Consider the following 21,722-nt stretch of genomic DNA (forward strand, 5'->3'; position numbering starts at 1 on the left):
GATATATTCGCCACTCCTGACTCTTTATCTACATTTCAGAAACATATCCCTCTTGAGTGGATTTCTAATGTGCTCGAGCAGACCGATAAAGCAAGTATTCGCAAACGTAAGTTACCTGCTGAGCTTGTCGTCTGGCTTATCATTGCAATGGGTCTTTTTCGCGACCGCTCTATTAGTGACGTTGTTGAGAAGTTAGATTTAACACTCACTGATACCCTGGGCGATACGGTTGCTCCAAGTGCTATTCCTCAAGCGAGACAGCGCCTGAGTAGCGACCCCCTCCAAGCCTTATTTCACCTATGTGCAGCCCGTTGGACACAAGAAGAAGATGCTGATGATACGTGGTATGGACTCCGGTTATTTTCTGTTGATGGAACGCAATTTCGTGCACCTGATACACCTGCTCTTGCTGAGCACTTTCACTATATTAAGCACAGTAAAAACCGTCATACAGAATATCCTATTGTACGCCTATGCGCCTTAAGCTCCTTGCGTAGCCGGTTGATACACCACGTTGCCTTCGGGCCCAGTTATCAAGGTGAGGTGAACTACGCAAAGCAGTTATTTGGTCATGTAAGTGATAACAGTCTAACTATTTTTGACCGATGTTATCTCAGCGCTGAGCTACTGATTAATTGGCGTAAGCAACACCCACAGTCGCACTGGATGGTCCCGATTAAAAGCAACACGCAATACACCGTCATTGAATCTTACTCTGAGCATGACTTCAAAGTAGAGATGAGTGTATCTGCGCATGCCAGAAAACAAGACCCTTCGCTTCCTGAGTGCTGGCAGGCCAGACTGGTTCTTTATCCTGAGCCAATGGGGCCTGGAAAAATAAAAGGTCTGCTGTGCTCTTTGGATGATAAACAGGCTTTTGGTGCACAGGCCATTCTTGATGTCTATTTCGAGCGCTGGGAAATTGAAAATAGCTATGGAGAAATAAAACACCAGATGCTTGAGGATAGTATTCTTTTGCGTAGTCAGACTGTGGATGGAGTCAATCAAGAGCTATGGGGTATATTGCTAGCCTACAATTTAATTCGAGTAGAAATAAGTCGAATAGCCAAAGAGGCTAAAGTCTCCCCGCTGAGAATTAGTTTTGTCATGGCTTTGCGGGATATACAGGATGAAATACTCTGGTGTGCCATCGCTTCGCCAGGTTCAATTCCAAAGAAATTAAGGGCAATGCGAGAACGAGTGAAACGTTATATTCTTCCAGAAAAAAGAAAACGGCCCAAAAGTAGGACCGTTCGAATTTCAAAAACTCGGTACACCATTAAGTCAAAGCATGCTTAACTGAATGGTGTTAGCCAATTGGCGGTTTTTTTGTGTCTTTTATTTAGAAAGAAAAGCTTACTTTAGTGTACAAGTAGCGGCCACGAGGGTTATGCACAGCTGATGCATAACCGTATAAATCGCCATCGCCATCACCAATTGCAAATGGTGGCTCTTCATCAAATAAGTTATTAACACCTAAAGATATTTTAGCTGACTCAGTAATACGGTACGACGTTTGTAAATCAACAAGCGTTTGCGAGTCAATCATACGTGAAGTATTGCTATTAAAGTCTAAATTACCATCAAAGTCGATATCAGGCGTATCTTCAAATTCACCTACATAACTGATATTTACATTGGTGTTAAACTCACCAATTTCCCAGTTGGTTGAGAAAATAAAGCGATGCTCTGGGTAGCCATATTCACCCGTGTAATCACGACCATCTTTTTCAAACTTATCTTGATATGCCCACTCTAAATTAAATTTAAGTAAACCTAAGTCATCAAGAGAGTGGTTATAGTTTGCTGAAACATCAACACCAGATACTTCCTGCGATGATAAGTTTTTAAATGTGCTGTGTATTTTTTGTATTGTGCCTAAGCTTGCACCGCCTGTAGGGGCTAAACGGACACATACGGTACTATTTTGGTTACCACATTCAGCAGCATAAATAGGACCAAATTCTTCTTCATCGATTTTGTTATCTTGAGTAATGCTCCATACATCAACACTTAAACCAAACTCAGCTGTTGGTGCCCAGATTACGCCCACGTTCCATGATTCTGACTCTTCTGCTTGTAAATCAGGGTTACCAGAGAACTCAATGTTGTAATCAAGTGCTTGGCAATCTAATCCTGTTTGTTCACAGCGCTGTGTATCAACAAAAAATTGGCTTTTTTGTGATGGACCTAAGCCTATTTGCGCTAACGAAGGCGCTCTAAAGCCTTGCGCCCAAGAACCACGAACCGTTACTTCATCAGTCGGTGCCCAGCGCAGAGCTATTTTTGGATTTGTTGTTGTACCAAAGTCGCTATAATCATCGTAACGACCGGCTAATTGTAGTTCGAGGTTTTCAGCAAGTGGGATTGAGAACTCAACATATGCAGCGTATTGTTCACGATCAGCAGAAGCTGATACTGATTCAGTACCAAATATTAAGCCACGTTGAAATTGATCATCAGGGATATCATTTACATCTTCTTCACGGTACTCAATACCGGCGGCCATCATTACAGCTTCGCCACCAAAACTAAACGCTTCACCTGTAATGTTAGCGTCAAAAGAGGTCATATGAGACTCACCGCGACGCACTAAGCTAGTTGTGATTCTGTCAATTACAGCTGGGTCGTTATATGTGCCACCGAATGGATTATAGTTACCGGCATCAATTTCTTGTTGTAAGAAATCGGTGCGTACCCAGCCTTGTGTACGATCGCCTGTTTGTAGTGATTTACTGCGACCTTTTTGTACCGCTGTCTCCCAGCTCCAATCGTTTATTTCGCCTTTTAACCCTGCAACAAAGCGTAAGGTGTCTGACTCAATGTCCCATTGGCGAGCGCCTGCATCTACTGTACGGTAACGACCAATTTGAATGTCTTCACCAAATGGATTGTTTGGGTGATTAGCGGGTACCGTAAGGCCTGCATCTTCATCAAGTGGTGTTGGTGCACCTGCAGCGACAGAGCTGTTATGCTGAACAGCCATTTCTAAAAAGCCAGTAATCCCGTTATCAAAGCGGTATTCAAATTGTGAAATAGCGCCTACACGCTCAGATGCTGGGGCAACATATCCATATGGGCCGTAATCAAATAAACAGCTACCACTTGAAGTTGCATTTTCAGCAGGACAGGCAGGGTCGATTGTTTTAACGCCATCCACATAAAAGTAGCCTGGGAAACCACGAGATGAACGGAAATCTTCACCACCATAAGGTGCTTGGTTTGCAGTGCCAAGGCTGCCCATTTCATCAGAAGAAAGAGATGTGTTTTTAAAGTAATCGATAATAACAGATGCACTACTTTTTTCGCTTGTTGTACCCCAAACTAGGCTTGCTGTTGTTTCTTCATAATTTGGACCATCTGTACCGCCATAGCCTAGGTTAATCTCAACACCATCAATATCTTTCTTTAAGATAACGTTAACTACACCCGCTACTGCATCTGAGCCATAGATAGCTGAAGCGCCATCTTTTAGTATGTCGATACGCTCAATAGCAGAAACAGGAATACTGTTAATATCTACAAATGAGTTGGTGATACCTTCAGCAAAGGCACTAATTGATACACGGCGACCATTAATTAATACCAGTGTTGCATCGGCTCCTAAGCCACGTAAGCTTACTGCAGCTGAACCGTTAGCGGTTGAATCTTGGTTGTTACCACGAGTAGAGAAAGTACCGCTACCTGCTACAGGCATTCTTTCTAGAAGTTGCTGTAAATTATCGTAACCCATGTTTTCGATTTCAGCTCTACCGATTGACTGTACCGGAGAAGGCCCTTCAATATCAGTTCGCTTAATACGAGAACCAGTAACCTGAATTCGCTCTACTTTTTTAGCTTCTTCTGCTGCGTAGGCTGTTGTTGTAAAACCTGCTGATAATGCGAGTGTTGCGCCCACAATAATGCTTGGTGTAAATGCAGTTGATTGCTTCATCCTTAAGTCCTTGTTGATATATTATAAAATTATTTGCTTAACAAGCGCGGGTATTAATATCATGTAACTTAAGTGTTAGCAATTAGCTTAATTTGTGATTTAAGTATTAGTTTCAATGCTTTTTTGTGGGTTTTATGACCTTATTTATACTTTGTTTTCTAGGTGAAACTAAGCGTGAATAGGACATAGAGTTAATAATTGTTATATAGCTAGATGAAGCCATGTGTGGAATAGCTAGTGATAGAAATAATTTGTAATAATTTATTTCTATAAATTAAAACTTATGTTTGTTTTTATACTTTTAATTTATTCAATTATGTAATACCAATTCGCAGTAATACTTAATCAATTTGAGGGGTTAAAGTTGATGCTAAAGGCATTGAAATTTTCTGATTTACGACTGCTAGATACAGGAGGTGGGGTAATTGCTGATAATGGCTAAGTAATACCAACCTGCATAAATCTTTGATCAATTTAACGAATTAAATTGCACTATAACGTCGTTAAAAATTTTTTATTTAGAACAACTAGATATAAAAATTTTTGCCTAGTTCTAGCGTAATTTTCTTAACGTTAAATAGACCCCATATATAAGCAGATTGGTATAACAAGTTTTGTCTTGTTATCGACACGATTTTCTTATTTCAAAGTGGATTATTTAATTAAGAGAATTGGTATTATTTGAGCTTTTATATAGGTGAAATTAAAAACGCCTAATAAATTAGGCGTTTTTATTTATGCTTTATGCTTCATTAAGCGTTCTTTTTCACGCGACCAGTCTTTATCTTTACCGTCTTCGCGTTTGTCGTGTAATTTCTTACCTTTTGCCAAATGAAACTCAAGTTTTACCCAGCATTTTTTCCAGTACATCGCTGTAGCTATTAAAGAATAGCCATCGCGCTCTGTTGCACCGAATAAACGGTCAAGTTCGCGTCTGCTTAATAGCAATTTACGATAACGTAGCGGGTCGCAAATTACATGGGTCGATGCACTTATAAGTGGCTGAATTTGACTGCCAAGTAAAAATGCTTCGCCATTTTTAAGATGAATATAAGTTTCTGTGATATTTACTTTACCAGCTCGGATACTTTTAACTTCCCAGCCTTGTAGTTCAACACCCGCTTCAAACTTATCGTGTAAAAAATACTCATGTCGCGCTTTTTTGTTTAGCGCGATGGTATTACTTGTCGATTTTGATGAATTTTTCTTAGCCATAGTGCCCTATAATATACGTAATGTGAGATGTTTTACATCGATTTTTTTAATAATGCTTTTAAAAATTTAGCTTTAATTTAAGCAGCATGAAAATTTGGGGAAACGCGCAAAGCTTGCTAAAATTCGCCCACACAGTTGGGAGTGAGTATGCCACAAATAGAAAAAAGTGCGCTGGTTATGTACAGCACTAAAGAGATGTTTGATCTAGTTAATGATGTAGAAGCTTATTCACAGTTTTTACCAAATTGCTCAGACTCAAAAATTGTTTCACAGCACGATAATAACATGACCGCGAGTTTAGAAATATCTAAGGCGGGTATAAAAAAGTGGTTTACCACCGAAAACACCTTTGTTGATGAACAAACCGTGTTACTGCGCCTTGTTGATGGTCCGTTTAAGACGTTAAAAGGGCGCTGGCATTTTCAAGAGCTTGACGCCAAAGCATGTAAGGTTCATTTGCACCTAGAGTTTGAATTTTCAAGTAAGTTAATAGAGCTTGCCTTTGGAAAGATTTTTAACGATGTAGCAAAAAATATGGTGAGTGCATTTACTCAACGTGCAAAACAGGTTTATGGAGCGCGAGTATGATTAATGTTGAAGTGGTCTTTGCATTACCGACCACGGCCACGTGTTTATCAATTGAAGTGCCACAAGGGACTACAGTCGAGCAAGCTGTTATTCAGTCAGGTATTATAGAAAAGTGCCCAGAAATAGATGCCACATCGCTAACGTTAGGTGTGTGGAATCGAACTGTAAAAGCTAACTATGAATTAAAAGACGGTGACCGTATAGAAATATACCGTCCACTAATTGCAGATCCTAAAGATGCCCGCAGAAAACGTGCAGAAAAAGCAAAAGAAGAGGGGCGTGCAAATAAAATAACGGGTGGTCGCCCACTCGAGAAGTAATACCAATCGGCATAAACTTCGAACAATTTAACAGATTAAATCACACGCTAACGTCTTTTAAAATGGTAAAAGCTTTTTAAGTAAACCAATAAAAAAGGTGAGCCATGCTCACCTTTTTTACTACCTGAGACGTTTATTGCTCTAGCGGTGTAGTAAAGTTTTCAGGTTGGTCATAATCACCTGAGATTGAAACTAACTTTTCATTTTCAAAGTTAATTACTAACTCTTTATTTTGTTCGTTTTTACGGCCTTTATTAAAGCTGTAAATATAGCGCCAAGTATTGTTATCAAAGGCGTCCTCGGCAATAGGTCTACCTAATACATAAACAACTTGCTCTCGGGTCATATTTACACGAAGTTTTTCAACATCCGATTGCTCTAAAAAGTTGCCTTGTGGAATGTTAATTCGGTATACCCAGCTAGAGCAACCTGCTGCTGAGCTAAGTGTTAAAGCGACGATAAGCCAAAGAGAAAAAGTTTTTAACGACTGCATTGTTAGTTGTGATCCTTATTTTTTATAATCTGCATGATACCGATTAGTCACTGAAGGTAAAACCCTTTTAAGCAATTGTTTTATGTTAAGGGCGTTAAGGTAATGTTTTGACCACTGATAATGAAAAAAGTTTACAGCATATTGAAACGAATATTTTAAAAACTGAGTCTACTTGGTTTTTATATATAGTTGAAACACGATTTGGTCATTGGTACACAGGGATCACGACTAATGTTGAAAAACGCTTTGCAACTCATCAAGCTGGTAAAGGGGCTAAAAACCTTAGAGGAAAAGGGCCTCTTTTACTTATCCATCAACAACAAGTAGGTAATAAAAGTGAAGCAAGTAAGCTTGAGTATCAATTAAAAAAGCTCCCTAGAGCTAAAAAGGAAGCGTACGTTTCAGCATTTAATACTGGCGATAGCAAAAGTACTTAGTTTGTGTAAATTAAGCATATTCGTTATGAGCAAAAACTATCTTCGAATATAGTTTTTGCTCATAGCTGGCGTGTAATATTAGAGTCGCTTAGCGATGCTTTTCAAAGGTAGCTACAAGCGCATCAAGTGTTTGTGCACTGTTGGCTAAGTCGCGAATCGCTTGCTCTGTATTGATTTGTTCGCTCATTGCTTTATCGCTAATTTCGCTAATTTGCTCAATATTGCGACTTACGTCGGCAACCACATTACTTTGCTGCTCAGTTGCAGTCGCTATAAGCGTAGCCATATCGTTTATTTGATTTGCTGTTTCGGTTATCGTATCAAGTAATTCAACAGAGCTTTGCATTGCACCAACGCTTTGCTGAGCTTTATCTTTCGATTGGCTAATATCATTAACTACATCATCAGATATTTTTGTAAGTTCTTCAATCATAGATTGAATTTCGGTGGTTGATTGCGATGTACGGTTTGCCAGTGCACGTACTTCATCAGCAACAACAGCAAAGCCGCGTCCGTGTTCACCTGCGCGAGCAGATTCAATTGCAGCATTTAAAGCAAGTAGATTAGTTTGATCCGATATGCCTCTAATTGAGTCAACAATACTTGCAATATCAACCGTTTTTTTAGAAAGCAAAGTAACTTGCTCTGTTATGCCATCAATATCGCTGGCAAGGGCTGATATAGTTGCTTGGCTTTGGAGTACTTGTTTGTGACTTTGAATGGTGTTTTCGCGGCTGTTATCGGTTAACTTAGCTGTATTTGCTGCGCTTTGCGCTATTTCTTGTACTGTAGCGCCCATTTCGTTGATTGCTGCTGCGACAGATATTGTTTGTTCTTTTTGGTTGTCTATTGCTTGGGAGTTCCGTTTTGCTTGTTCAAATACATGATCAGAGCTTTTTCTAATATCGTGACTTTCGCTGGCAACTTGAGTAATCGCTGTTTCTATTTTATTTATAAACTGGTTAAAGCCGTTACTTAGATTGTTAAGCTCTGGTTGGCTCGATTCTGGTAAGCGGTACGCTAAATTTGCATCGCCAGAGCCTAGGCGTGAAAATAACTCAGCCATTTTAGAAAGTGGAGATGAAAGTGAGCGAGCAAGCAAATAACTGATTAAACTCGCAACTAATGCTGTAATTACCGTAAAAGTAAATATTTGCCATTGCAGGGTGTTTACGCTTGCGAAGACTTCACTTTTTGGCACTTGAGCAACAACATATAAATCGGTGTTTTTAATAGGCATAGCAGCTACAAGTGTCGGTTCGCCATTTAAATTAATTTCTTCTAGTGCAAAGCCATTACTATTAAATAGTTGGCTGTGGATATTTGCAGTATATAAATCATCAATATTTGCTTTAGCTACTTTACTTGCATCTTTATGAAGCTGAATCAATCCACTTTTATCTGCAATGAATACAAAGCCTGTTTGCTCAATTTTAAATTGCTGTAATAGCTTTTGCATATCAGTGATGCTTTTTGCAAGACCTGCTAAACCAGTACCATTAGCCTGCTGATGATTTACAAACATTTTCACATCATTGGCTGACTCTTGATAAATACTGATAGAGTAAGGTTGTTTTGATTGCTTAAAAGCAAAGAACCAGCCATCGGCTGCATCGTTTTTTAACACACGCAAAAACCCATTCTGGTTCCAGTACTGTGCAGTGTCTCTATTTGCCCAAGATGCTGTGGCTAAATCGTATTGCTGGGCAACGCGATTTAATTCTTTTAATAGTAATGTATCGTCTTGGTTGTTTGATTGAGCCCATTGTAAAATAAATTCGTTTGATGATAGTTGCTGAGCAGCACCGAGTAACTCGTTGATTTCACCGCCTATGTGATTGCTGATTGTTTGCAGTTTACTAGGGAGCTCTGACTCAATCATACGTCGCTCAATAATATCCTCTGAGCTGTGTAGGGAAGTCAAACCAATCAGTGCGGCTACGCATATAGCAATAACACTGCCTAAAGCTGTGATTTTTTGAGTGATCGAAAGATTTTGTATCGTCATGATATTAATTAATTTTACAACTAAATAGAAAAACATATTAGCACATTATTTATTTGGAACTAAATATTGGCTAAGCAGAATAGGCAAAGATATACCAGATTGGTTAAAGTTTTATTAACAGGCATAAAAAAGCCCACATGCAAAAAGCATACGGGCTTGGTTTCTAACAAGCGAAACATTTATTGTTTAGGGTTAAACAATCTTTTTCATTGCTGACATGTAGCCACGTAATTTAGCACCTACTTTCTCAACTGGGTGTTCGCGCAATGCAGCGTTAATTTGAATTAATGTTTGGTTATCAACTTGGTTACTGTGCTCGCCAAGACCTTTACCGATAATGTCTGTATCAACGTTTTTCATAAAATCAGCAAGTAATGGTAAACATGCATGGTTATATAAATAACAGCCGTATTCTGCAGTATCAGAGATAGTACGGTTCATTTCAAAAAGCTTTTTACGCGCAATAGTATTGGCGATTAATGGCGTTTCGTGTAATGACTCGTAGTAAGCTGACTCTTCGATAATGCCGGCTGCTGTCATGGTTTCAAATGCAAGTTCAACACCTGCTTTAACCATTGCTACCATTAAAATACCGTTATCAAAAAATTCTTGTTCAGAGATTTCTACATCGCCAGCAGGGGTCTTTTCAAAGTTAGTTTCTGCTGTTTCTGCGCGCCATTTAAGTAAGTTTACGTCGTCGTTATTCCAGTCTTCCATCATAGTGCGTGAGAAAGTGCCGTCGATGATGTCATCTTGATGCTTATTATAAAGCGGACGCATAATTAGTTTTAGCTCTTCACTTAGTTCAAACGCTTTTACTTTTGCTGGGTTTGAAAGGCGGTCAAGCATGTTAGTAACGCCGCCGTACTTAAGTGCTTCGGTAATTACTTCCCAGCCGTATTGAATTAGTTTTGATGCATAACCCGCATCAACGCCTTTTTCTACCATTTTATCAAAACATAAAATAGAGCCAGTTTGTAACATGCCACATAAAATGGTTTGCTCGCCCATTAGGTCAGACTTAACCTCAGCAATAAATGATGATTTAAGTACACCTGCGCGATGTCCGCCAGTACCCGCTGCATACGCTTTAGCTTGTGCTAAACCAAGACCTTGAGGGTCATTTTCTGGGTGAACTGCGATCAGAGTTGGTACACCAAAACCGCGTTTGTATTCTTCACGTACTTCAGAACCAGGACACTTAGGCGCAACCATGATTACAGTAATGTCTTCACGTACTTGCATTCCTTCTTCAACGATATTAAAGCCATGAGAGTAAGCAAGGGTAGAGTCTTTTTTCATAAGTGGCATAATTGCACTTACTACAGCGGTATGTTGTTTATCTGGCGTTAAGTTAAGTACTACGTCAGCTGTAGGAATTAATTCTTCATAAGTACCAACAGTAAAACCGTTTTCAGATGCATTTAAAAATGATTGGCGACGCTCAGAAATAGCTGAAGCACGTAATGTGTAAGAAACATCTAAACCAGAGTCACGTAAGTTTAAGCCTTGGTTTAAACCTTGTGCGCCACAGCCTACAATAACTAGTTTTTTACCTTTAAGTGCGTCAACGCCATCGGCAAATTCGCCTGCGTCCATAAATTCACATTGCGCTAATTGCGCTAATTGCTCGCGTAAAGGTAAGGTATTGAAATAATTCGCCATTGTTAGTGTCCTATAAAGTCATGTTTGTTAGATGCGCAAGGTTTGTTGCGCTTACAAACACCATATGTAAAATCGTTGCTTGCGTAAAATGATATATTTGAATTAAAGTGTTTCATAATATGAAATACAGGGTTTAGCATGGATCATAAACATTTAAACTACTTTTTAGCGCTGGCTAAAACACTCCACTTTGGGCGCGCAAGCGAACTTTGCCACATAAGCGCACCCACTTTGAGCCGCAATATAAAACACTTGGAAGAAGAGGTAGGTGTTGCATTATTTGTACGCGATAACCGCAGTGTTAAATTAACGCGTGAAGGTGAGTCGTTTATTGATTACGCCACAGCGACGCTTGCTAATTGGCAGCGTTTTAAAACGAATGTAAAAGACCCACAACAACATATTTACGGCAAAGTAAGTATCTATTGCTCGGTTACTGCATCTTATAGTTTTTTACATCAAATATTAGAGCAGCTTCGTGCGCAGCATCAGTATATAGAAATAACATTAAATACAGGCGACCCTGCACTTGCTATAAATCGTGTGTTAGATGGGCATGAATTAATGGCTATTGCAGCTAAGCCAAATAAGTTACCGGCGCAAATTGCTTTTGTAGATATAGGGCACTCTCCGCTTTTATTAATTGGACCAAAAATTCAATGTCCGATCACAGAAAAATTAACACAAAATAGTGATGACATTAATTGGTCTGATTTAGAATTTATAGTGCCAGAACAAGGTTTTTCTCGCCAAAGGTTAGAACACTGGTGGCGCAAAAATAATATTCACGGGAAAATTTACGCACAAGTTGCTGGGCACGAAGCAATGGTATCTATGGTGAGCTTAGGATTAGGTGTCGCAATGGTCCCTAAAATAGTGCTAGATAACAGCCCGCTGCAAGATAAAGTACAAATACTAACACCAAAAATGCAAGCGCCTGATGGGTTTGATATTGGTTTGGCAGTATTAAGGAAAGAGTTAAATGACCCTGCAATCAGTGCTTTGTGGAATATTGCGCAAACTTTAGATGCAAAAGCGATTTAATGCGCGCAGAGAATAAGCAAGTTAGTTAAATAGTATGAATATAGGTTGCGTATAAGTTTACTATTACTTAACATTGAGCGCTAATAATAAAAACAATGACGCTTGAGAGTTTATTTATGAACCACGCCGTATCACTTGCTCATTCTGCTCAATGCCTAAAAAAGGCGATTCCTTTGATGGTAAAATACCGAATGCCGGTTACACCCATCAACTATGCAATTTGGTACTGTTATATTCAAGGAAACAAACCTTCATTAAATGCTGAGTTAGACCATGTTATTGCTCTGCAACAAACATGTTCACAAGACAAAGCAAAAGAAATTTTTGATAAACATTTAACGCAAGACGATCTCGTTTTTTTTCAAGAAATGACTGAAAAATTTCATACAACTATGGAGCAAGTTCAGCAAGATATAAGCACAACGCTTGATCACTCTAAAAGCTTTACGACGAGTTTAGTCGACTCACAAAATGAATTAAATATGCTTGTTGATGTAAACTCTTACAATGAGATACTAGGTTGTGTTGAGCGTTTAACCGACGATTCTATTGCAATGCAAGATTATGCTCGGGAGTTTCAGACTAAATTAGCCGTTGCCTACAATGAAATAAAAGATTTAAAAGAAGCACTCAATATTTCAAAGGAAGCAGCCGATACCGACACGCTTACGGGTTTTTATAATCGAGGTAAGTTTGATTCTGATATTGTAAACTTTTGCCTCGAATACTCAGAGCAAGCGCAAGAAGACTCTCTTGCCGTACTCATTATGTTTGATATTGATCATTTTAAGCGCTTTAACGATGATTTTGGCCATCAAAAGGGTGATGAAGTCCTTAGGCTAGTTGCTAAAAAAGTGAGAGAAAATACAACTGAAGCTGCAAATGTGTATAGATATGGTGGCGAGGAGTTTTGCATAACAGCCTACTTTGACACTATTAACGATATAATAGCATTTGCAGATTGTATTCGTTTAGCAATAGCAAAATTGGCGATTCGTAAAAAGCATGATGCAACTGCAAAACGTGCTATTTCAGCAAGTTTTGGCTTAGCAATTTTACGGCCATTTACAAATAGTTCTGTTTTAGTTGAGCGTGCAGATAGAGCTTTATACATTGCCAAAACACATGGACGAAATCGTATAGAAATAGCCCCTGATATTTAATAAGTACCAGAGGTTTTTGATTTATTTGGGTTAAAGCCGCTCAATTTAGGGCGATTTAATCCAACTTCAGTTTTGGTAAACAAGCAGGTAAAACCCAATAGAGCTGTAGCGAGTTAGCTCTTAGTAATTTTTTATTTGAATAATTGCATTTGCTACGTAGTGCCTCATTTTCAAAGTATCTTAAGGTACTATTAGTTAAAAACTACACAAGCAACTCAAAGTACAATCCTTAGACACAACTACCTTGAAAGATAAATAGTCCGAAAAGCATAAAGTTAACATTTTTGTATACAAATTGTGAATAATTGTAACCAGCTAGAGCTAGTTTAAAAAGACCTTGCTAGTATGGGGAACTCACTTATTTTGATACTTTGATTTACGCTGATGCGGTATGCCTTCTCATTATTAACAGCTCTATGTTTTAGCACTTTGTTTGTTTGCCTTTCGGTGCAAGCAACACAGGCAAGCAAGCATGCTGACGATTATACAGAGCAAGATATAACAACCGATCGTCTGCATTTGAGTTTAAGCGTGGGGGCTGGAGTTATAACCAACCCTTTGCATGGTGGAGATAATATTCCGCTCGTGCTTATTCCTCAAGTTGCGTTTTATGCAGAGCAATGGTTTTTTGATAATGGCCGTATTGGTTATTCATTTTTGCAAACCCCTAAGCATCACTTTAATCTAGTTGGTGAACTCAACTCTGAGTCTCGCTTTTTTATAGACTGGCACCCTAAAAATGTATTTTCACTACAAAGCAGTACTCTCAACAATCAGTTCGTAATGCAAGATGAAGCCTCGTCCTCTCGCTATGTTGATATTGATAATTTACATAAACGGCAAATTGCACTGGATGCGGGTATTGCATATCACTATGTAAATGAAGACCATGTTTTTTCGGTTCAGGCTCTGCATGATATAACCGATGTTTATCGAGGTGCACGCGCAGCATTGCAGTGGCAGTATCATACTGTGCTAGGAAAGCTCAAAATAAAGCCAACACTTGGAATAAACTATAAATCTGCGGAACTAAATAGCTATTTTTATGGACTTAATGAGGGTGAAACTCAATTTGGCAAAATAGACGTTGGTAGTAGTTGGCAACCTTATGCTAAAATCGACGCCCGTTGGCCACTGGGTAAGGCTGACTCTCTTCGTTTTCATGTAGCATATTACGACTATTCGACTATGGATGGCAGTCCGCTCTTTGAACGTACTTATTCAATGACTGCATTTATAGGATTCGATCGTACTTTTTAATATGAAGTATTTAATATTAGTTGTCTTTATTACCACTTTTTTTAGTGGTTTTAGTGTGGCACAACCCCCTTTTTTTAGCGTTTCTCCAAAAGTCTGCGTTGTCTCTGAACAGCAGGGTTTTTGCGATCTTGATTTACAATTTAAATGGCAATTAAACGCCTACAGTGATGTCTGTTTGTATCAGCAAGAGCAACGGCTTCAATGCTGGGAGCAACAACTTTCTGGGCAATTTAATTATAAAGCGCGTGTTCAGGTGGAGACCATATACTCCTTAATCAATCCTCATACGGGTGTGTTAATAGCAAAAACACAGGTTGAAGTACAAAGCGCCCATGCTAAAAAAAATAGGCGTAGGCTTCGCTCTCCGTGGAGCTTTTTTTAATTTAGGAGCAACTAATGCCAAAAATTTTACTTGTTGAAGATGATCTCGGTTTACAACAACTAACAAAAGATTACCTTGAACATAATGGCCTTGAAGTCGAAGTATTAGAACGTGGTGACGAAGTGTTTAATTACCTAGAAAACAATACACCCGATTTAATGATTTTAGACGTTATGCTGCCAGGTAAAGATGGCTTTAGCGTTTGCCGCCAAGTGAGAGATAAGTTTACTCTACCAATTTTAATGTTGACTGCTAAAGGTGAAGACTTCGACCAAGTGCTTGGTTTAGAGCTTGGCGCTGATGATTATGTAATAAAACCAGCAGAGCCACGTGTATTACTAGCGCGAATTAATGCATTACTGCGTCGTGGACAACCCATAGTAAAATCAAGCGAAGAGCTCCAGTTTGGTGATTTAGTCATTGATAAAACAAGTCGTATTGTAAAACTAAGTGATTCGGAGATTGTATTAACTTCGCACGAGTTTGAGTTACTATGGCTATTAGCGTCAAATGCGGGTGAAGTACTAAGTCGAGAACATGTGCACCAGCATATGATTGGCCGCCAATACGATGGACTTGATAGAACTGTGGATGTACGCGTATCACGAATTCGTAAAAAATTAGGCGACAACAGCGATAAGCCGTATCGTATAAAAACTGTATGGGGACAAGGCTACTTATTTGTTTCTGATGCATGGGATCTTTAGAACTATTTAAGGTTAGTCGGCTTTAATGGGAAAACTGTTTACCAGCTTATATTTATATATCATCGTTTCTTTGTTTGTAGTAAGCGGTGTTATAGAGCAATTGTGGCCTTACGAAGAGTCGCAACAGCAGGTCTTCTTAGATGATGAGTTTGGGCAATCACTCTGGTTGCTCTCACAAACTCCAAATGGTCTTAAAAAATTAAAGCACAACTTTGAAAGTAAAGTTATTGAACGACGTGATTTAATACTCCCTCAAAAACAACAATCGCAGCTCAACCAAAACCACTACTTATACTTATACGATAAGCAACAACGCATTGTTTGGTATGTAGATCTCGGTAATGATTCATTACTTCAAGTAGGACCGGTAGGTGTATTAACGCAGGAATCATCTTCTGTTTGGCCGTATTTATTACTACTTATTATTGTAGGTATACCTGTTGGGCTGTGGAGCTTTTTACTATGGCGCGACTTTGCAAAGCTTCGTAAAGCGTGTGAAGCGGTAGAGGGTTTGCAAGACTTTCAACTAAACGACTCTTCTAAGTCTTTCTTTTTACCTATTACTGATACATTAAAGGTAATGCAGCAACGTATTGAGTTTTTACTTAGTGCGCAGCAAGAACTTACCTCATCGGTGTCGCATGAGTTTAGAACACCACTAGCACGTTTAAAGTTTGCAATTGTAATGCTGCAAGAACAAATGCTTGACGTAAAAGGTGAGAAATACCTAACAAACATGCAAACAGACATTAGCGAGCTTGAGTCACTAGTTTCTGAAATGCTTGAATACGCGCGATTAGACTCTCAACAACCTAGTTTACAGCCAATAAACTGTGACTTAGCTGGGCTGGTAAAAACAACTGTTGAAAAGCTAAACTTTGAAGCCCGAACCACGCTCTCTGTAAACCTCCCTGAGCATTTAAATTACTACTGTGATAGCCATTTTATGGCGCGAGTATTTCAAAATTTAATTGGCAATGCGCTCAAATATACCCATAAAAAAGTCAAAATTTCATTGCTACAAGAGACAAAACACATCGTATTGATTGTTGAAGATGATGGGGAGGGGATAGCTCCCGCTGAGCGAGAAAATGTATTTAAACCTTTTACTCGACTAGATAAAAGTAGAGGCAAGGATACCGGTGGTTTTGGTTTAGGACTCGCTATAGTTGCTAAAATTGTATCGTGGCACCAAGGAGAGTGTAAAGCAGAAAACTCAAGCTTAGGTGGTGCTAAATTTATTGTATATTTACCCCTCAAATTAAAGACATAAAAAAAGCGCCTAGAGGCGCTTTTTTTGCGGTTAAAAACCAAAATCAACAAGTAGCAATATAATAGACCGCAAGTACTTAAAAAAGTTCTCAACTATTTTTATTTTTTTCAAGTAATGGCATTAACATTTGCTCAAGGCCATTTAGTTTTACCTCATACATCATCGCAAGTTGACTCCCTAGTTTTGAGTCAGGAAACCCTTGCTGATTAAACCAGACTAAATAAGGCTCTGGCAGTAAAAGCAATGGCCGTCCTGCATATTTTCCAAACGGCATTATGGTATTAATAGCTATTTTTAGTTGTTTTGGATCCATAAAAACTACTTATGTATTTAAAGTATGCGTAAGTGTAAGGGATTTTAGAGATATAAAATAGGCTGTGACGGGCAAGAAACAGCCTATTTTGCGAGGGAGTAGGCCCTCTGATTTAATAATTTTATGTTGATATAAACCTAGTTGAACTTTAATTAGCTGGGATCTAATTAAGTTATTATTAGAACATGGGTTCTTATTTAACCAACACAGTTAGTCTACCTGTTTTTCATTGTTGTGGTGAATTGGCTTGTAAAGGAATGTAAATAGAATTGCTTTTTATTTAAAAACTAATAACAAAGCCTTAACTGATTAAGGCCTTGTTATATTATAGACGTCATAAAAAGTAATTATTCGTTAAATAGTTCTTGTTTAACGTGCTCTGCAAAACCACTACCGGCTTCTAGGTAAAAGTTATAAGTAGAATGAACACCCATTTCTTCTAGTTCTTTTTGTTGATCAGGGTAGTTTGCAATAGCTGTTACTTGACCTTTATAACCAGAGGCTTGTAGTTGCTCTAAGGCAAAAATATTTTGCATGTGTTTTGGCATCGCAAGCATAACCATTTCTACTTGCGAGTGATTTACTCGTTGCCAAAAGTCAGGGTCGGTTGCATCAGCAATTAAGACGTTGCGGCCTCTGTTAACGTGCTTATCTACCACCTCAGGTTTTATATCTATACCTGCAACAACATTTGGGTGAGTCGCGTTGATAGTCTCATAAGCACCAGTACCAATCCGTCCCATGCCAAAAATGACTATTCTAGTATCGTTAAGGTTAACAGGTAGCTCTTCAGCTAAACGAGTTTTGCTTTCGAACTTTAATAACCAGTGCTCTATTTTTACGTACAACTCGTTTGAACGCTTATTTAATGGGGAGGCAATTATAAAGGTAATAGAAACAGCAATTGCCATTACAGCTAGCCACTCAGAGGTGATCATGCCTGTAGTTGCAGCCACTGCACATACAATTAAACCAAACTCACTGTAGTTAGATAAGCTAAAAGCAGTAAGTAATGATGTACGCGCGCGTAGTTTAAATATATTAGTGAACACATAATAAAGCGCTATTTTAACGGGTAATACTAAAATAAGTATAATAGCAACAATCAAGGAGTTAGTGGTTAGCTCTGCGCTCAAACCAATACTTAAGAAGAAGCCAACTAGCAATATGTCCTTTAAATTAAGCAGGGATTTTGATAGCTCGCCTGCCTTTTTGTGAGGGGCAAACATCATTCCTATTATTAATGCACCTAAATCGCCTTTTAGGCCTGCAAATTCAAATGCATGATAACCAGCAACTAGAGCAAAGAAAAAACCAAACAATGGTAATAGTTCACCATGTTTAGATCGGTTCAATACGCCATACATTACAGGTCGTAATAAAGGCAAAGCAATTATTAGTGCAATTGCCCATAAATTTGGGACTTTACCGGTGCTAATAGCTAAAAAGATAACAGCAAAGATATCTTGCATTACCAATATACCAATGGCTATTTTACCGTGTAAGCTTGCCATTTCCCCGCGTTCTTCAAGCACTTTTACTGCAAATACAGTACTCGAAAAACTCAGTGCAAACCCAACTAATAAAGCACTTTGCCAACTTAAATCAACAAATAGTGGAATAGCGAATACGCCAAGTAACAGCATAAAACCACTAAATAACGCACTGCTAAAAATGATATGCAATGTTGCAGGTGCCCAAACTTGAGGTTTAATTAAACTGTTAACTTTAAGTTTCAAGCCAATACTAAAAAGAAGAAGGGTAACGCCAAGGGCTGCAATTGTATCGAGCAACTCTGTACTTTTATATCCTGATAAATTTAAAGCAAAGCCTGCTAATAAAAATCCAATAAGAGGAGGTAGTTTTAATTGATAAACGGCAAAACCACAAACAAACGCGGCAGCAAAATAGATTAGTTCCATAATTCTTAATATCACTTCATTTGGTGTTGCAGTGTAACGAAAAATTTATGCCATTGAAAATATAATAGACCTAAAAATGAACGCGTCTAATCAATTACTTGCCTTGCTGCGTATGAAAAATGCGCATTAAACACTTATTTAATCGTAAATAGTATGTAAATAACATTTTTTCACTGACATTAGCTTTTAAATATGGTTAAGATGCGATAACGAAGAAGTTTAAGCCAGAGCAAATAATAGAGCAGCTCAGCTTAAGGAGAGAGATATGTTTAAAAAGATTTTAGCGTCGGTAGGTATTGGTGCTGCAAAAGTAGACACTATTTTAGAAACTGAACACCTACAACCAGGTCAACTTTTTAACGCACAAATAGTTATCACAGCTGGGGATGTTAGCCAAGATATCGCAGGCTTAGATTTATTATTAATGACTCGTGTTAAAGTTGCGGGTGATGATGGCGATTATTTTACTAATCATGTAATTGAGCAATGGCGAATTACAGATATTGGTACAATTGAGCCAGGCGAAGTTAAAAACATCCCTTTTGAAGCACGTCTTCATTCTGAAACACCTATTACAGAAATTAATGCAGGTTATAATCAATCACATGTATGGCTAGAAACAGGCCTAGATATAGACTTAGCACTTGACCCAACAGATAAAGATCATTTACACATTTACCCTAATGAAGCGGTTAAAACGTGTATGCAAGCGATGGAAAAGTTAGGTTTTAGTTTAATGAAAGCTGACGTAGAAAAAGGCCACTTACGGGCTTCAACTTTTCAGTCATTATCTGGGTGTTACCAAGAACTTGAGTATAAACCTAATAGCCGCAGCTTATTTGGCATTCAGGAGATTGAATTATCGTTTGTACCAGAGGCACATAAAACACATGTGCTTATAGAGCTAGACAGAGCCTTTAAAGGCGATGGTTATGTAGATTTGACCATAGAGCACGATCATGTGAATCTATCGCAGTTGTGTGATCAGCTAGAGCGCTTATTTACTTAGTATAAGCTAACTAAGCTAACGAGTGATTTTAATAAACCCAGCCTAAGCTGGGTTTTTTGCTTATAGGATTTAATATGCAGTTTAAATGTGAGCAGTTTGACGCTTTTGATACACAGACTCTTTTTATTATTATGCGTGGGCGGGTTGATGTGTTTGTTGTAGAACAAAAATGTCCTTACCCTGAACTTGATGATGTAGATATTGCTTTAAATACACAGCATTTATATACATTGGATAATGGGCAACTACAAACTTATGCGCGTTGTTATGACAAAAGTGAGCAATACAGCGCAATAGGTCGCGTGCTAGTAAGTGAAAGAGCGCGTGGCAATGGGTATGCAACTTTACTTATTACTGAAGCTATAGACTGCTGCAAAGCACAATGGCCTGAGCGAGATATTTATATAGGTGCACAAACTTACTTGCTTGATTTTTACCGCTCTTTTGGCTTTGAGGATTATAAAAGTGAATATTTAGAAGACGGTATACCTCATCAAGATATGATTTTAAAACTCACTAAATAAATCCAATTTAAGCAGCTATAAAAAAGCCCACTAATGTGGTAATGCAGATCGTTTAAGCTAATTGAACGATCTTTCAAAGGGCTCATAATAGGCTACAACAGAAGTTGTGGCCTATTTTTATGTCTGAATTTATTAAAGAATTACACCTTACGACTGAGTTTTGCCAAGATCGTGATATTGATTCGTTCACTAAGCACATTCCCCTTGAGTGGATTGAAGAAGCTGTTACCCAAACAGGAAGAGCCTCTGTACGCAAACGACGCTTCCCCGCCGAACAAGCCGCTTGGCTTGTGTTAGGAATTGGTTTATTAAGAAACCGCTCAATATCTGAAGTCTGTGACAAACTAGAGCTCGCTTTTCCTGACGCTAAAGGAGAGCTTCCACCATTGGCGACCAGCAGTATTATAAAAGGGAAAGAAAAGCTAGGCGCAGCGCCTATGAAACACCTTTTTAAACATACAGCAACGCAGTGGGAGCAGTCGCAAACTTTTGATGACGTGTGTGGTTTAAAGCTGCTAAGCGTTGACGGTACACAATTTAAAACCCAAGATACGCCGAGTAACCGTCATTTTGGCTATGCTCAATCGACAACGAACTTCCCCTCAGTACTTGCTGTAACCTTGATGTCGACAAGAACGCATTTAATATCCGATGCAGCGTTTGGCCCCATTACTCAAAGTGAAATTCATTATGCTCAACAGCTTGTTGGCTCAGCACCTGAACATTCACTAACTCTATTTGATAGAGGTTTCTTTTCGGCTGAACTATTCACGAGCTGGCAAGGTGTTAGCGAAAATCATCATTGGCTTACGCCCATCAAAAGTAAAATGCGCTATGAAATAACGGAATCATTTAGCGATTACGACCACTTAATAACAATGCCTATTTCGCCACAAGCTAAAAAATCAGCCCCTTACCTAGGTGATACATGGCAAGCAAGGCTTATTCAAATTCCGACACCTAAAGGTGAAATAAAAGGATTCATCACCTCATGCGCCTGTCCAGAAAAGTACCCGCTGAAAGCGCTACTCGATGTTTATTGGCAACGATGGGAAATAGAGCGAGGATATGGTGAGCTCAAGCAATATCAATTATCTAATAAGCCAGCGCTACGGAGCTTGAAACAGGAAGGTATTTATCAAGAGCTCTGGGGTATTCTGACGTCATACAATATCGTGAGACTTGAAATGGCAGAGATGGCTAAAGCCCATAAAGTGGAGCCATTACGCATCAGTTTCATAAACGCATTATACCTAATACAAGACGAGTTTTTATGGTGCTCAGGTCGAAGCCCCGGGACAATCCCTAAAAAGCTAAAAGAACTACGTGAAAACGGTAAACGGCTAATATTACCGGAGAAAAGAAAGCGAAAAGCTTATCCGCGAACGGTGCTCGCAAAGACACAAAAATATCCAGTTAGGTATAAACGAAAAAACACCACTCGTTCTTAAACGAGTGGTGTTAA

20 protein-coding genes are annotated in these 21,722 nt (G+C 38.7%); 13 read left to right on the forward strand and 7 right to left on the reverse strand.

Translation table 11 applies throughout. The annotated features are described in order from the left end of the window. Positions 1–3: 3 nt before the first annotated feature. Positions 4–1,299: an IS4 family transposase gene (locus L659_RS0105890; protein ID WP_032826755.1), complete on the forward strand. Its 1,296-nt coding sequence runs from the start codon at positions 4–6 to the stop codon at positions 1,297–1,299. Between the two features lie 43 nt (positions 1,300–1,342). Here L659_RS0105890 and L659_RS0105895 read toward each other — a convergent pair whose 3' ends face one another. Together L659_RS0105895 and smpB are read right to left on the reverse strand one after the other, a co-directional pair. Continuing rightward, complete coding sequence (locus L659_RS0105895) at positions 1,343–3,934, reverse strand: TonB-dependent receptor (protein ID WP_024589915.1); 2,592 nt, start codon at positions 3,932–3,934, stop codon at positions 1,343–1,345. Positions 3,935–4,669: 735 nt separating this feature from the next. After that, positions 4,670–5,149, reverse strand: coding sequence for an SsrA-binding protein SmpB (smpB, locus tag L659_RS0105900; RefSeq protein ID WP_010553883.1), 480 nt, complete (start codon positions 5,147–5,149; stop codon positions 4,670–4,672). 147 nt (positions 5,150–5,296) lie between these two features. On the opposite strand from smpB, the gene L659_RS0105905 reads away from it, so the two are divergent. Continuing rightward, positions 5,297–5,737 (forward strand): type II toxin-antitoxin system RatA family toxin, encoded by a 441-nt coding sequence (locus L659_RS0105905; RefSeq protein ID WP_007584120.1) that lies wholly within the window; start codon positions 5,297–5,299, stop codon positions 5,735–5,737. Further along, positions 5,734–6,057 carry an RnfH family protein gene (locus L659_RS0105910; protein ID WP_007584122.1) on the forward strand — a complete coding sequence of 108 codons (324 nt, stop codon included), beginning with the start codon at positions 5,734–5,736 and terminating at the stop codon, positions 6,055–6,057. Before L659_RS0105905 ends, L659_RS0105910 begins: the two co-directional genes overlap by 4 nt. Before the next feature lie 133 nt (positions 6,058–6,190). Here L659_RS0105910 and L659_RS0105915 read toward each other — a convergent pair whose 3' ends face one another. Beyond that, the gene (locus L659_RS0105915) at positions 6,191–6,550 is read right to left on the reverse strand and encodes an outer membrane protein assembly factor BamE (RefSeq protein ID WP_004335706.1); all 360 of its coding nucleotides are present in this window, start codon (positions 6,548–6,550) and stop codon (positions 6,191–6,193) included. Between the two features lie 107 nt (positions 6,551–6,657). On the opposite strand from L659_RS0105915, the gene L659_RS0105920 reads away from it, so the two are divergent. Continuing rightward, complete coding sequence (locus L659_RS0105920) at positions 6,658–6,987, forward strand: GIY-YIG nuclease family protein (RefSeq protein ID WP_007584123.1); 330 nt, start codon at positions 6,658–6,660, stop codon at positions 6,985–6,987. Between the two features lie 88 nt (positions 6,988–7,075). Here L659_RS0105920 and L659_RS0105925 read toward each other — a convergent pair whose 3' ends face one another. Together L659_RS0105925 and ilvC are read right to left on the reverse strand one after the other, a co-directional pair. Next, positions 7,076–8,995, reverse strand: coding sequence for a methyl-accepting chemotaxis protein (locus L659_RS0105925; protein WP_024589916.1), 1,920 nt, complete (start codon positions 8,993–8,995; stop codon positions 7,076–7,078). A gap of 192 nt (positions 8,996–9,187) precedes the next feature. Then, complete coding sequence (gene ilvC / locus L659_RS0105930) at positions 9,188–10,660, reverse strand: ketol-acid reductoisomerase (protein ID WP_024589917.1); 1,473 nt, start codon at positions 10,658–10,660, stop codon at positions 9,188–9,190. Between the two features lie 138 nt (positions 10,661–10,798). Here ilvC and ilvY point away from each other — a divergent pair, with 138 nt between their 5' ends. The 6 genes from ilvY (at position 10,799) to L659_RS0105960 (ending at position 16,489) form a co-directional block, all read left to right on the forward strand. Beyond that, a complete protein-coding gene (ilvY, locus tag L659_RS0105935) occupies positions 10,799–11,704 on the forward strand; it encodes an HTH-type transcriptional activator IlvY (protein ID WP_024589918.1) in 906 nt (301 codons plus the stop codon). Between the two features lie 116 nt (positions 11,705–11,820). Continuing rightward, positions 11,821–12,867 carry a GGDEF domain-containing protein gene (locus tag L659_RS0105940; RefSeq protein ID WP_024589919.1) on the forward strand — a complete coding sequence of 349 codons (1,047 nt, stop codon included), beginning with the start codon at positions 11,821–11,823 and terminating at the stop codon, positions 12,865–12,867. Positions 12,868–13,314: 447 nt separating this feature from the next. Beyond that, positions 13,315–14,127 carry a MipA/OmpV family protein gene (locus L659_RS0105945; protein ID WP_024589920.1) on the forward strand — a complete coding sequence of 271 codons (813 nt, stop codon included), beginning with the start codon at positions 13,315–13,317 and terminating at the stop codon, positions 14,125–14,127. 1 nt (position 14,128) lies between these two features. Further along, positions 14,129–14,509 (forward strand): DUF3019 domain-containing protein, encoded by a 381-nt coding sequence (locus L659_RS0105950; RefSeq protein WP_024589921.1) that lies wholly within the window; start codon positions 14,129–14,131, stop codon positions 14,507–14,509. 14 nt (positions 14,510–14,523) lie between these two features. After that, positions 14,524–15,216 (forward strand): response regulator, encoded by a 693-nt coding sequence (locus L659_RS0105955; protein ID WP_024589922.1) that lies wholly within the window; start codon positions 14,524–14,526, stop codon positions 15,214–15,216. 25 nt (positions 15,217–15,241) lie between these two features. Continuing rightward, positions 15,242–16,489, forward strand: coding sequence for an ATP-binding protein (locus tag L659_RS0105960; protein WP_024589923.1), 1,248 nt, complete (start codon positions 15,242–15,244; stop codon positions 16,487–16,489). Between the two features lie 88 nt (positions 16,490–16,577). On the opposite strand, the gene L659_RS0105965 is transcribed toward L659_RS0105960, so the two are convergent. Both L659_RS0105965 and L659_RS0105970 read right to left on the reverse strand, forming a co-directional pair. Further along, positions 16,578–16,802: a DUF3820 family protein gene (locus L659_RS0105965; protein WP_007586607.1), complete on the reverse strand. Its 225-nt coding sequence runs from the start codon at positions 16,800–16,802 to the stop codon at positions 16,578–16,580. A gap of 347 nt (positions 16,803–17,149) precedes the next feature. After that, on the reverse strand, positions 17,150–18,724 hold the full coding sequence (locus L659_RS0105970; RefSeq protein ID WP_007586608.1) for a cation:proton antiporter family protein: 1,575 nt from the start codon (positions 18,722–18,724) through the stop codon (positions 17,150–17,152). A 265-nt stretch (positions 18,725–18,989) separates the two neighbouring features. Between L659_RS0105970 and L659_RS0105975 the strand changes: the two genes are divergently transcribed. The 3 genes from L659_RS0105975 to L659_RS0105985 all read left to right on the forward strand — a co-directional run bounded on the left by L659_RS0105975 (position 18,990) and on the right by L659_RS0105985 (position 21,708). Beyond that, complete coding sequence (locus tag L659_RS0105975; RefSeq protein WP_007586609.1) at positions 18,990–19,733, forward strand: sporulation protein; 744 nt, start codon at positions 18,990–18,992, stop codon at positions 19,731–19,733. A 74-nt stretch (positions 19,734–19,807) separates the two neighbouring features. After that, the gene (locus tag L659_RS0105980) at positions 19,808–20,257 is read left to right on the forward strand and encodes a GNAT family N-acetyltransferase (protein ID WP_024589924.1); all 450 of its coding nucleotides are present in this window, start codon (positions 19,808–19,810) and stop codon (positions 20,255–20,257) included. A gap of 119 nt (positions 20,258–20,376) precedes the next feature. Further along, positions 20,377–21,708 carry an IS4 family transposase gene (locus L659_RS0105985; protein ID WP_024589925.1) on the forward strand — a complete coding sequence of 444 codons (1,332 nt, stop codon included), beginning with the start codon at positions 20,377–20,379 and terminating at the stop codon, positions 21,706–21,708. Positions 21,709–21,722: the final 14 nt, after the last annotated feature.

Origin of the sequence: Pseudoalteromonas sp. S8-8 (genome assembly GCF_000497875.1) — a bacterium.
GTDB lineage: Bacteria > Pseudomonadota > Gammaproteobacteria > Enterobacterales > Alteromonadaceae > Pseudoalteromonas > Pseudoalteromonas arctica.